Raw genomic sequence first — 12,709 nt, 5'->3', positions numbered from 1 at the left:
GCGCCGCCAGCTTGAGTACAAAAAGCTCTGGCGTGGCGGTCAGGTGCTTGCGGTTCCGCCAGCGTACACAAGCCAGCGTTGCGCGTGCTGTGGTCATACAGCGAAAGAAAATCGCCTGTCACAAAGTAAATTCAGATGCCAGGTATGTGGATATACAGCGAACGCCGATGTAAACGGCGCTCGTAACATTTTAGCGGCGGGGCGCGCCGTTCTTGCCTGTGGAGGGATGGGGCAGTCAGGCCGCCCGTTGAAGCAGGAACCCACCGAAATGATTCAGGCGACAGGCTGAACGTAGCAGGGATCCTCGTCATTCAGGGCGTGGAGGATGTCAAGGCGAGGAATTATTGATCAGTGCACTGACCGGGCTGTCGAAGTGTGATTTCATGGCTTGAGTCGCCGTTTCGACATCTCTGGCACACACCGCGTCGCAGATTTTCTGGTGTAGTGTGATGATGTGATTGCCATACTCTTTTTGATCGCTTTGGGCGTTTAACCCCTCCTGGATGGATTGCCGCAACTGCTGATGTAATGCCTGCAATAACATCATAAAAAGCGGATTTTTTGAGGCAACGGCGAGTAACTGATGGAAGCGGATATCATGGGTGATAAAGCTTTCGACATCATCGAACTGTTCGCGGATTTTTGCCATTTCAGCCCGTAGGTTAGCAAAATCTTCCTCTTCGCCATTACGGGCAGCCGCTTCCACAACGCCCAACTCCAGCCAGCGGCGTACTTGAAGAATTTGCTCTGTTGTCACTTGTTCGGTCGCCAGGGCAAATCCAAACACCACGCGCAGCACTTCATCATCAAATTTTTTGATTCGTGGCACTTTACCGCTATGCGTTTCCAGAATCCCCAGGGCGGCAAGTGAACGATAGGCCTCACGCACAATACCCCGACTGACGCCCAATTTCTGAATCAACTGAACTTCACTGGGAACTGGCATCCCCGGTGTCAATTTTTGTTCGGCGATCAGATTAAGAATATGATTTTTGACCTGTGACGATAACGTTACGCTGGTCAATAACGCACTCTCACTCATTTTTACTCCTGTTGTACTTTTTCCTGGTCGGTAAAATCCAGAATACCGGGACTGTATCCTTCATATTTTCCTCCAGAACCCTTGATTATCAATAGACTACTGCGCCTGTGCGCCCGCCATGCAGTGCGAATCAAAGACATATTGCGTCAAAGCGTGGCGAAGAAATAGTAAATCCCCAATTTTTTCGTGACGCCCATCGCAGTATTGTGCGCTTTTTCTCCTTACCCTGTAAACCTGTTAAACAGGCTTATAGGTAAATATGATGTGGAAGAGTGATAACGAACTTTTTGCGTTGATGAAAACCCGGCTATTTACCGCCGTGGTTGGCGATATTCTCGACACGCTGGGCTATATGCACCAGTTTGTTTCTCCGGCAATCAAGCCGCTGGAGGTGAATATGGTGGTGGCAGGCCGGGCAATGCCGGTGCTGGAGTCCGACGTTTACGAAACCAAATCGACGTCGGGTAAGACGGCGATCGGCGAAAAACCGTTTGGCATCATGTTTGAAGCGCTGGATGCCCTCAAAGAGAATGATGTTTACATCACTACGGGCAGCTCTCTGCGCTATGCGTTGTGGGGCGGGTTGATGTCGACCCGTGCCATGCATCTGAAAGCAGCAGGTGCGGTACTTGATGGTTACGCCCGTGACTCTGCTGAAATTCTTGAACTTAAATTTCCCACCTTTTGTCATGGCACTTACGCACAGGATCAAGGTCCGCGCGGCAAAGTTATCGATTTCGGCGTACCCATCGAATTTCACGGTGTGCGGGTGAATCCGGGCGATATCGTGTTTGGCGATCGTGACGGATTACTGATTATTCCTCAGACCGTTGAGAAAGAAGTTATTAGCCAGGCCCTGGAAAAAGTGGCAACTGAAAGTGAAGTGCGCAAAGCCATCAGTGATGGCATGAGCACGGTACAGGCCTTTGAAACCTTCGGCGTAATGTAAGGAGAGCAACGAATGAAGGCATTAACCATTGAGCAGGGAAGTCAGGCGCGATTTGTTGATATCCCCGAACCGGTCTGCGGGAAAGGAGAAGTGCTTATCAATGTTGAGCGTGTTGGGCTGTGTGGCTCTGACCTCAATACCTGGCGGGGGCTGAATCCGCTGGTTAATTATCCCTGTATTCCGGGGCATGAAATTGGCGGCACGGTGCTGGCAACTGGCGATATGGCGGGGGCGATCAAGCCTGGTGACCGGGTGGTCGTACTGCCGTGCACTGAGTGTGGCGTGTGCAGCTCCTGTCTGAGCGGTCGTCCTAACGCCTGTAAGAACAACCAGACTCTCGGTGTACAGCGTCAGGGGGGGATGGCGCAACAACTGACGATGCCTGCACATAAGGTCATTGTTTGTAATGCCTTAAGTGTTGATGAGTTAGCGCTGGTAGAACCGCTGGCGGTGGGACTACATGCAGCCAGACGTGCGCAAATTAATGTCGGTGAATGGGTCGCAGTTATCGGTTGTGGGGTAATTGGCCTTGGCGCTATCGCCGCGGCATCCGCGATGGGCGCGCGCGTAATTGCTATCGATATTGATGATCGCAAGCAGAACATTGCCCAGGAGTGCGGCGCGCAACGTTTTCTTAATTCGCAGCAATGTGACGTGGCGGCAGAACTGGCGCTGTTAAATGACGGTCGCGGCCCGGAAGTGGTGATTGAAGCGGTGGGTAATCAACAAACCATTGAACAGGCTACAGGGCTGGTGGCGTTTAGCGGTCGTGTGGTTTATGTCGGTTACGCCAAACAGCCAGTGAGTTATCAGAGTGCGCAGTTCCTGATGAAAGAACTGGATATCCATGGTTCGCGCAATGCCACCGTGGCGGATTTTCGTGCCGTGCTGGCATTGATGGAGTCCGGGCGTTATCCGGTCAGCAATCTGGTGAGTGCTCACTACCCGCTGGAACAGGCTGATCACGCTTTTAGCGACTGGGCAAGTGATCCCGGCGCGTATACCAAAATCCTCATTGACCTTTAAGGAGACACTTCATGAATGCTTTTTCTTTACATAACAAAACCGCGCTGATTACAGGGGCGGCCAGTGGACTGGGGCTGGCAATGGCCAAATGCATGATAGTCAGCGGGGCGAAGGTCATTATTGCTGACCTGAACGGCGAACTGGCGCAAGCGACCGCCGGAACATTAGGTTCGCAGGCCAGTTGGATACAAATGGATGTCGGCGATACCGCAGCCGCGCAGGAAAAAGTTGATGTGCTTATTAACGAACACGGGGCGATCGATATCCTGGTTAATAACGCAGGCAATCACTGCAAAAAACCGATTGAAGAGATGAGTGTCAGTGATTTTGAGTCAGTGCTCGACGTTCACGTGGTCGGTGCATTTGCGTTAACCAAAGCCCTTGTGCCGCATATGAAACAACGCGGTCAAGGTTGTGTTCTGTTTACCGCCTCTATGACCTCATTTCTTGGGCAGCCTCTGGTTACTGGCTACAGCGCTGCGAAGTCAGCCTATCTCGGCATGATTCGCGGTATGACCACGGAGCTTGCCGGACACGGGATTCGCGTCAATGGTATTGCGCCTGGCTGGATTGATACGCCGATGCTGCGTAAGGCCATTGAGGGTGATGACGAACGCCGTAACAAAATCCTTGGTCGTACACCGATGAAAAAATTCGGTAAGCCGGAAGATATCGGTTGGGCAGCGGTTTACCTGGCTTCAGACGCAGCGGCATTTGTCAGTGGTCAGGTGCTGGTGGTCGATGGCGGCGCATTGATCGGCTTCTGATGTACGGAGGAATTATGCGCAAACGTGCGTTAAAGCTACATGCCAAAGATAACTGTGTAGTCGCGCTGAATGACATCGCCAGTGGCGATATTGTCTGGTGGGATGAGGGGGAAATGGTGGCCTGTAGTTCCGTTACCCTGGGTCACAAACTGGCCTGCGAAGCGCTGAACAATGGTGATTCGATTCTGAAATATGGCGCCATTATCGGACATGCCACTCGTGATATTGCCATGGGTGAACATGTGCATTCCCATAATCTTGCCAGCAATGCCATCGCCATTTTTCATCATGATGATGCCGGCTATCAGCCAGAGGAAAAAGCATAATGGAAGGTTATGTACGGCAAAATGGCCGACCGGGTATTCGTAATACTGTGCAGGTAATCTTTATGGTGGAGTGTGCCAGCCACGTCGCTAAAAAGATTGCCGAGGGATTTCCTTGTCACGATGTGCAGTATTTTGGTTTTTCAGGTTGTTATCCCAGCGATTACGGCTATCGGCTGGTGAAAAATCTGGCGACGCATAGCAACGTTGGCGGCGTACTGATTATTTCGCTGGGATGCGAGAATTTCGATCGCCGTCGGCTGGAGCAAGAAGTTCGCGAAAGCGGGCGACCGTGTCATACGCTGGTGATTCAGGAAAATAAAGGTACGACCAACACCATTACTCAGGGTAAGCAGTTGGTCGCTGAAATGCTGGAACAGCTTGCGGATACACCGCGTTGTACTCTGAACTGGAGCGACCTGGTGGTTGGCACTATCTGCGGTGGTTCCGATGGCACCAGTGGTATCACGGGCAATCCGGCAGTAGGGCGTGCCTTTGACCAGTTGCTGGAGAAAGGGGCTACCTGCATTTTTGAAGAAAGCGGTGAGTTGCTTGGTTGTGAGCAACATATGATGTCGCGAGCGGGCAGTCCGCAGGCACGTGATGCCATCGAAGCGGCAATGACAAAAGCAGAGCGTTATTACAGTTTGATGGGGCTGGGGAGTTTTTCCAATGGTAATGCCGAAGGTGGCTTAACCACGCAGGAAGAAAAATCCCTCGGGGCATATACCAAATCGGGTGATGCGCATATTGCTGGTGTTATTTTACCGACACAACAAACACCTTTTCCCGGACTTTGGTTGATGGACGTTGTGCCTGATGGTGAGCCACGTTTTGGTTATCCGAATATTAATGACTCATCAGAAGCGCTGGAACTTATCGCCTCTGGCTGTCATATGGTGTTATTTACCACGGGGCGCGGTTCGGTTATTGGTTCTGTGATCGCACCGATTATTAAAGTGTGTAATAACCCGCAGACGTGGGAGCATTTATCTGACGATATGGACGTAAATGCCGGACGAGTTATTAGCGAAGGCGCAACGCTCGACGACATTGCGGACGATATTATGCAGGTGATTGAAAATGTCGCCAACGGTCAACATTGTGCCGCAGAACGGCTGGAACATCAGGAGTTTGTTTTAACGTATAAAGCATTTGATTACAACAAAAACGCAGTCTGTCGGGCAGATCCCCGTTAATCAATAAAGCTCTCACAGGTAATAATAATGAAGAAATTACTGACGTCATTTTTATTTCTTTTCGCTATATTAAGTCCGATGCTGAATGCCGCACCGGTAACTATCAAAATCGCCTATGAAAGTAACCCTGGCGAACCCGCGGATACAGTAGTGAAGTACTGGGCAGATCTTGTGAAGAAAAAAAGCAATGGAGATATTGTTTTCGAGCTTTACCCAAGTTCACAGTTAGGTTCTAAACAAGATATTACAGAGCAAGCGTTGATGGGGATGAATATTATCACCATCAGTGATGTTGGTTTTTTAACTGACTATGATGCAGACCTGGGAATATTATTTGGGCCTTATTTAACCGACGATCCGCAGAAACTGTTTGCGATTTATGCCAGCGACTGGTTTAAACAGAAAGAACAAAAGCTGCGGGAAAAAGGTGTGCATATTGTCATGAGCAACTATCTGTACGGTACCCGGCAGATCATTGCTAAAAAACCAATTCGTACACCGGAAGACCTGAAAGGAATGAAGATTCGCGTACCGAATAACGTCATGCAGATTAAGGCCATTGAAGCAATGGGCGCAACGCCAACGCCGATGCCGCTGGGAGACGTTTATCCGGCGCTGACGCAGGGGATGATCGACGGCGTGGAAAACCCAGTTTCTGTTCTCTATGGGCAAAAACTGCATGAGCAGGCGAAATATCTGTCAATGGTGAACTATCTGACCAATACATCATTATGGTTGGGTGGCGAAGCATTTTTCAGTACCCTGACACCTGCGCAGTTAGATATTATTCACCAGACAGCATATGAAGCTGGTTTATATAGCCAGAAAATTACCACCGAGCAGGACGCTGCAATGTTGAAAACCATGCAGGAGCAGGGCGTAGAAATTATCTATCCTGACGTGGCTCCTTTCAAAGAAAAAGCCTTAAAAGTGTACCAACAATTCCCGGAATGGACCCCGGGGTTATATGACACTATTCAGCAACAGCTGAAATAACTTCATGGCACAAGGACAGGTCGGTGTTTCGGCACCGACCGTTAAGAGCAGAGGTGTGTATGCGTCTTTTAGGGAAAGTAATTGAAGTTGCCGCAGTATTAACGCTCTTTTTATTAGTGATAATAACCATTGGCGCGGTAATCATGCGCTACGTATTTAATATGCCATTACAATGGACAGAAGAAATCTCCGGTTTATTAATGGTTTGGGTGGTGATGTTCGGTGCCGTTGTTGCTGAAAGAGATAATACTCATTTATCGATTCCATTTTTAGCTGATGCACTTACACCTCGCTGGCAACGCGTATTAACCTTATTTGTCTCTCTGATATCTATTATTTTGCTGGTTGTTATGGCCTGGTCTGCATGGAAATTAGCTGCCGGGACAGCGTTTAAAACAACACAAATATTAAAAATATCCTGGTTCTGGATCGATATTGCAGTCACGGTTGGCGCTATCGGCATTGCCTGTTTTACCGCCTTACACCTGATAAAGAAAACACCCAACAAGGAAGGTGAATAATGACCGCATTGAGTGAATTACTGGCGGGAAGTTGGCTGGATAACTGGCTGATGATCATTCCGCTGATGTTCATCTGTTTATTTATTAATATGCCGGTATGGCTGGCGATGTTTTGCGGCATTCTGACCTACTTCCTTTGCTATTCAAACGTACCGTTAATGGTGGCAATTCAGCGTTTGATTGCCACGACGCAAACTCCTTCGCTGTTAGCTATTCCGTTTTTTATCTTATTAGGTACGCTAATGAGCTATACCGGTATTGCCGCGCGTATTTTGCAAATTGCCAACGTGTTGGTTGGTAGAATGCGCGGTGGCCTGGGCGGGGCTAACATTCTGGTGAGTACCATGATGGGCGGCGTCAGTGCTTCTAACCTGGCGGATGCTGCGATGTTGTCGCGCATGATGGTGCCGGAAATGGAACAGAAAGGTTATTCCCGTGGCTTTGCCGCTGCGATAACTGCCAGCGGCTCGCTGATCACGCCTATTATCCCACCGGGTATTGCACTGATCCTTTACGGACTGGTGGCGGATGTCTCCATCGGTTCCATGTTTATGGCCGGGATCCTTCCGGGACTGCTGTGCGCCGCGATGTTGATTGTCACCGTCTGGCTGGTGGCTATTCGTCGCGATTTAAAGCCTTCCAGCGAACACTGGCCAAAACCGAAAGAAGTGTCGGTGGCTCTGGTGCAGGCTTGGCCAGCATTGTTTTTAATCGTTGCGGTTATCGGCGGCATTCGGGCAAATATCTTCACGCCAACGGAAGCCGGAGCAGTGGCGGTATTGTTGGTGATGTTTATTGGTTTTGTCATTTATCGCGAACTGAAAATCAGCCATGTATTTACTGCGCTCTCTGAGACGGCGCGTTCCACGGCTTCAGTCATGTTAATCATTATGGCGAGTGCCGCGCTGGGCTGGATATTTTCCCTTGAGCGGGCCGGTATAACAGTTGCGGAGTTTGTGACCTCTCTGACTGACAATAAATACGTCTTTTTATTGATTATTAATCTATTGCTGCTGGTGCTTGGCATGTTCCTTGAAGGCAGCGCCATCCTGCTGATATTAGTGCCGTTGCTCAAACCTGTGGTGGCGCATTTTGGCATTGATCCGGTGCATTTTGGCATCATCATGATCCTCAACTTATCGTTAGGAACGTTATCACCGCCTGTCGGAACGGTGATGCTGCTGGTGTGTAATACCGTACAGGTTTCTGTCGGGCAATTTATGCGAGAAGCGGTACCACTACTGATAAGTCTGATTTTACTTCTGTTGGTCATTACCTATATTCCGATAATATCTTTGCTGCTGGTTTAAACAATAAATGTAATACCCTTTGATTGAGTATGACCCCCGTGATTTTTTCGGGGGTATTTTACCCATAGGCTTTTGCACTATTTTCTTTCTATGGTTAACCGATGGGGTGTTTTTTAAAATAATTTAGAGTATATGCTGGTTAGAAAACGTTCTGACCAGAAGGCCAGAACGTTGATAACAATATAACGACAGTGATACACACAACGTTCTATCCGCGTGAATAGAATTTAGTTGTAGTTAATTTTGAACAGCACCACGGTATCAAAGGGGCCGGGATCAATTGGCGTGCCGCTTATAGATGACAGTTCTGCCGTAAAGTTTTTTTCGTATACCAGCATGTCGCTGGTAAAGTCGGCGTATTCAGAATATTTATTGAATGTATAGGGTGAAGAATTTTCATCCAGCACACGTAGCCGCAATCCATTCCCCACGAGCAGCGCCTGATCGCCTTCCACCAATGTTTCTTCGGTATAAAACGAAGAACTGACTTTGAAGCCATCGGTGCATTCACCATTTTGGGTTTTGGTCGTTTTGATGGAAAACGTTTTTGTTATATTGTGACGGCGAATATCCAGCACGTTAAATTTGCCAAAATCGATGACCTGATTATCAGGGGTAATGGCGAAGTCGACACTGCAGTCAAGAACGCGAATATTTTCCAGCCCATAGATGTGATATTTCAGGTTCTTGGCCGAGGGATCTTCGTTGACGCTGCCAGCGCCATCAAATTGTACGATAGTGTAATCGCTAAGGGTGCTTTGGTAATCGTGCGGCGGCATTTCGCGTAGTTTGACGTAAAGTCGCATACGCGCCATAAATGTTCGCGATTTACGGATATTTGCAGGATCACCAGAGCAAATTTTATTTTGCCATCCCATTGCGATTATTTGCTCTGGCGTATACATGTCAATTTTTTTACTGTCGATGCATTGGTTAGTATCGATACGGCTTTTTCCGAGGCTGGCGTCATAATCAGCGCCGTTATAGGTTACACCGAGTTGATAGTAGCGATCCTGCATACCGGGGTAGGGGTTTACCCACGCGTATACATGCTCACTTTCGAAATCACCGTTGGTATTGTTATCACAATAGACGGGGATTTTAATATCATCGGATTCCCAGATTTTATCTCCCGTTTTGGCGTTAGCCGGGACGGCGAATGGCATAATCGTTTCTGCTTTTTCCACCGAGCCGCCTGAGGCGCCAAAATAACAGTCCAGCGCCAACGCGTTTTTTAAGGGCAGAAATAACAAACAGGCAATGAGTAACAGTCCTTTGCTTATACTCATTGTTTATCCTCCACCACGCGCTGCATTTTGCATGGCCCCTGACAGTTGAGCGTCGTCATACGCAACGCGCCATAGTCATCCATATAACCAAGATAAAACTGGTTGCCGTTATAGTTACCCGTACTGGCGATTGCCGAAGCAAAAGGCGCTATGAGCGTACTTTTAAAGCCGGGCAGAATGCCTTTTTTATCGCGGCCAAGATAGGCGATGGTCAGGTAATAAGGGGTCGGGTTTTTCAGGGTAAGCTGATTATTCTGCTGGCTGACCTGTAACTGTAATTCCACATGCTCGCCCGATTTTTTGCGTAATCCGGCGGGCCGCCAGAACAACTTTATACGGCTCTGGATAGCAACTTGAAGAATGGCATGACCGGTTGCTTTTTCCGGAGCGGGGGGGATCTCGCGCAGATTATAGTAAAACAGCGACTCACGATCGGTCGGCAATTGGCTGGTTGAAGATTGCTTGACGATACGCGCCTGCGAGGTCGCTTTCGCTTCCAGACGTTGGATTGGCGGCAAGGCTACGAGGAAATCATCGCTTTTATCCCCTTTGTCATTTTCTATCCATGAGTATGCGAGATAGGGAAGTTTATCGCTGCGATTTTCTATCCGCAGGCTGGTCGCTTTATCTTTGGCGTTAAACACGATGCGAGTGCGATCGGGCTGTAACGCAGCATGGCTGCATAAGCTCACGATCAGCAGAATAAGGGGCATTCCTTTAAAAATTGTCATTGTCTTTTCCTTAATTAATGACAGGGGAGAATCAGACGTTTAGTCATATCTTCCAGGTGCTGAGGAAGCTGAATTAAACAACGCTGTTTATCACCCCAAAGTATTGTGAATCGCTGACTTTCACCCACACCACTTAACCAGGCGTGGCCATCTTCCCCCACCATTCCGACGCTGATTCCGCTTCCTTCTTGCCGGATATCAGCGCCGAGTGGTGGGAAATGACCGCTGGAGTCGCGGATGATGACGTTGACATCTTTTCCAGAACGTGAAGCCAGCGCTTTATAGCCGATCGCACCTTCCGTCCAGGTTTCTTTGACCACGTTTTCGGATACCGTGACGCCGTCGGGCAAGTCGTTCATATTGACCGCGACAGTCGAGGGTTGGTAACTGGAGACAAACGGTACGACCGCAATGCCAAAACGGTTGGTGTAGTCGAGATTACCCTGAATCGGAATGTCGGCTACACCGTCTGTACTAACCATAAGACGAGGTTCGTTGGTGGAGCTACGGCGATGAAACGCAGCGCCATAGCGTGTAGCAGTAAAGGAGCCACTCCAGCTGGTGCTGGCAGAGCTGTAATCATTAGCGGCGTACGTGCCAGACAGATCCCACTCGCCCGCAGAACTAAGATGCTGATAATTGCCGCTAACCTGCGCGCCATTGTCAGGGCGGTCAGATTGCAGGCCGGTCGATATTCCCCAACTGTTACGGTCATCCAGGGTATCGTTCCACGACATGCGGTGCGAGGTACTATTTTTACTGTCCTGCATGTCATAACCAATGCGGCCACCGTCACCAATAGGCAATGAAATGGACAGGTAAATCTGGTTATCACGAGCTTTGTCTTCGTAATGTGTGGTGTTAAATGAGGTTGAGACGGAAATATCTTTCCAGTCACCGATATCAACGTTAAAGCCAGCGGTAATATTGGCGGTTGTGGAGGACTCCGCATTCCACCAGGTTTGACGCAACACGTTGACGTACAGGTTGAGATTCAGCGGCGTAATGGGTTGCCCGGCGGAAAGGCTGATTGTCCTTTTTTCATCCTGAGCATCAGCGTCATTGTATTTATGATCGATATAATTGGCGTAGCTATGGAAATGGCGGTCGGAGAAACGATATGCCGCTATCGAAAGAAGACTGTCGGTGGCATCTATCCGTTTACTGTAGTTGAAGCGATAACTGTAACCTTTCTCGTCCGGTTGATTATCAAAACGACTTTTAGCCCAGGTGACGTCGAAGGAGAGCGCCCCCAGCCACAGCATATTTTGCCCTATACCCAGCGCGCCAGAATGATAATCGTCCCCGGCGAGAATCAACCCGCCATACAGTGAAGTATTGGAGAGCACCCCCCAGGAAGCTTCATTACTTAAAAACGTTTCGTTTTCAGTATGATGAGACAACGAAGGACGCGGACGACCCGCTGCAAGTTTATAACGCACCTGCCCCTGGCGGGTCAGAAAAGGCGTTGATGCTGCGGATACCTGGAAATTATTAACCCGACCATCTTCCTCCGTCACTTTGACATCCAGTGTGCCTTGAACTGACTGATTCAGGTCATCAATGATAAACGGGCCAGGCGGGACTTTTTTCTGATAAATGACGCGTCCGGTATGGCTTATGGTGACGGTAGCGTTAGTTTGCGCCACACCGCTAATTTGCGGTGCGTATCCGCGTAATTCCCAGGGAAGCATTCGGTCATCGCTGGTCAGGGAGGCACCGGTATACGAAAAACCGTCAAAAATATTGGAGCTGAGATCGGTTTCGCCAAGCGTTAATCTGGAGCCTTGTTGTGGTAGCGGGCGAAACAGATAGGTTCGGGAAATGGCCCCGGATTGATTATGCACATCACCATTGTCGGACTGGTTGAGCTGGTAATCGCTACGCAAACGCCATGCTCCGGCGTTAATACCCGTTGTACCGTAAGCATTCAGATTGGTATTACTGCTTCCTTCCTGCGGACGATAAGTGCTGGCAAACAGGTTGTAGTCCAGCAAGATACCCGAAACTCCGGCATCCCATGTTTCAGGCGGCGCCCAGTTGTCTGAATGCCATGCCAGCCAGGCTTGTGGAATCGTGATATTAAGTTGTTGGTTGGTCTGATCAAACGTAAAGACGATTTCCGGCAGGCCGCTAAAATCAAAACACTGATTAACCTGCGGCAATGTCTGGCGGATTTTTTCTTTAAGGCCAAATTTACTCAACAGGGAATCATTGATACAGGGAATTGTTTTGTCGTTGGCTTTTTGCCAGTGAATAGATTGCCCACTGCTGATTTGAATATTATTAACAACGACGCTAACAAAATAATCACCGGGGACGATAGCGCCTTTTTCATTGAGCAGAGAAATATCAACGCTATCGCGCATCGATTTATCAAGGACGTTAAGGTTAAACTCCACTGCCAATGCAGAGGGGATAGCCATTGTCAGGCAGGATAAAACAGAAACTCGGTAAATATTCACGGCATCCATACCTGATAAATATTTGAAGAAAGGCGGCTAACTTGCCGCCGTAATACGTCGCTGTCATATGTATAGATTAATCAATGACGAC

General features: G+C 48.9%; 13 protein-coding genes. 9 read left to right on the top strand and 4 right to left on the bottom strand.

Features of this window, described 5'->3' with window-relative positions; genetic code table 11:
* Positions 1–289, top strand: a 289-nt coding sequence (locus FEK50_RS15380) for a zinc ribbon domain-containing protein (protein WP_131161657.1), incomplete at its 5' end; no start/stop codon positions are given.
* A gap of 39 nt (positions 290–328) precedes the next feature.
* Here the strand turns inward: FEK50_RS15380 and FEK50_RS15375 are convergent.
* Positions 329–1,042 (bottom strand): FadR/GntR family transcriptional regulator, encoded by a 714-nt coding sequence (locus FEK50_RS15375; RefSeq protein ID WP_130209844.1) that lies wholly within the window; start codon positions 1,040–1,042, stop codon positions 329–331.
* Between the two features lie 259 nt (positions 1,043–1,301).
* On the opposite strand from FEK50_RS15375, the gene FEK50_RS15370 reads away from it, so the two are divergent.
* Genes FEK50_RS15370 through FEK50_RS15335 form a run of 8 tightly spaced genes read left to right on the top strand, consistent with a single transcriptional unit; the run spans position 1,302 to position 8,133 of the window.
* On the top strand, positions 1,302–1,991 hold the full coding sequence (locus FEK50_RS15370; RefSeq protein WP_240780257.1) for an RraA family protein: 690 nt from the start codon (positions 1,302–1,304) through the stop codon (positions 1,989–1,991).
* 12 nt (positions 1,992–2,003) lie between these two features.
* Positions 2,004–3,017: a zinc-binding alcohol dehydrogenase family protein gene (locus FEK50_RS15365; RefSeq protein ID WP_131161658.1), complete on the top strand. Its 1,014-nt coding sequence runs from the start codon at positions 2,004–2,006 to the stop codon at positions 3,015–3,017.
* An 11-nt stretch (positions 3,018–3,028) separates the two neighbouring features.
* Positions 3,029–3,784, top strand: coding sequence for an SDR family NAD(P)-dependent oxidoreductase (locus tag FEK50_RS15360; protein WP_131161659.1), 756 nt, complete (start codon positions 3,029–3,031; stop codon positions 3,782–3,784).
* A gap of 14 nt (positions 3,785–3,798) precedes the next feature.
* Positions 3,799–4,110, top strand: coding sequence for a UxaA family hydrolase (locus FEK50_RS15355; protein WP_001361279.1), 312 nt, complete (start codon positions 3,799–3,801; stop codon positions 4,108–4,110).
* Positions 4,110–5,306: a UxaA family hydrolase gene (locus tag FEK50_RS15350; protein WP_130209848.1), complete on the top strand. Its 1,197-nt coding sequence runs from the start codon at positions 4,110–4,112 to the stop codon at positions 5,304–5,306. The genes FEK50_RS15355 and FEK50_RS15350 overlap by 1 nt, the downstream gene beginning before the upstream one ends.
* Positions 5,307–5,333: 27 nt before the next feature.
* Positions 5,334–6,302: a C4-dicarboxylate TRAP transporter substrate-binding protein gene (locus tag FEK50_RS15345; protein ID WP_130259817.1), complete on the top strand. Its 969-nt coding sequence runs from the start codon at positions 5,334–5,336 to the stop codon at positions 6,300–6,302.
* A 59-nt stretch (positions 6,303–6,361) separates the two neighbouring features.
* Complete coding sequence (locus tag FEK50_RS15340) at positions 6,362–6,823, top strand: TRAP transporter small permease (RefSeq protein WP_130209852.1); 462 nt, start codon at positions 6,362–6,364, stop codon at positions 6,821–6,823.
* Positions 6,823–8,133, top strand: a complete 1,311-nt coding sequence (locus FEK50_RS15335) for a TRAP transporter large permease (protein ID WP_130209854.1) — start codon at positions 6,823–6,825, stop codon at positions 8,131–8,133. The genes FEK50_RS15340 and FEK50_RS15335 overlap by 1 nt, the downstream gene beginning before the upstream one ends.
* 227 nt (positions 8,134–8,360) lie before the next feature.
* Here the strand turns inward: FEK50_RS15335 and FEK50_RS15330 are convergent, their stop codons facing one another.
* From FEK50_RS15330 to FEK50_RS15320, 3 genes are read right to left on the bottom strand one after another with little or no spacing between them, the layout of a single operon-like run.
* Positions 8,361–9,422, bottom strand: coding sequence for a fimbrial protein (locus FEK50_RS15330; RefSeq protein ID WP_131161660.1), 1,062 nt, complete (start codon positions 9,420–9,422; stop codon positions 8,361–8,363).
* The gene (locus FEK50_RS15325) at positions 9,419–10,153 is read right to left on the bottom strand and encodes a molecular chaperone (protein WP_130259814.1); all 735 of its coding nucleotides are present in this window, start codon (positions 10,151–10,153) and stop codon (positions 9,419–9,421) included. The genes FEK50_RS15330 and FEK50_RS15325 overlap by 4 nt, the downstream gene beginning before the upstream one ends.
* Positions 10,154–10,167: 14 nt before the next feature.
* Entirely contained in the window at positions 10,168–12,627 is a 2,460-nt protein-coding gene (locus tag FEK50_RS15320; protein ID WP_165488989.1) for a fimbria/pilus outer membrane usher protein, read from the bottom strand.
* Between the last annotated feature and the right edge of the window lie 82 nt (positions 12,628–12,709).

The sequence above is a fragment of the Escherichia sp. E2586 genome (assembly GCF_005781105.1).
Taxonomy (GTDB): Bacteria; Pseudomonadota; Gammaproteobacteria; order Enterobacterales; family Enterobacteriaceae; genus Escherichia.
This window is presented reverse-complemented; position numbering and strand designations above follow the sequence as displayed.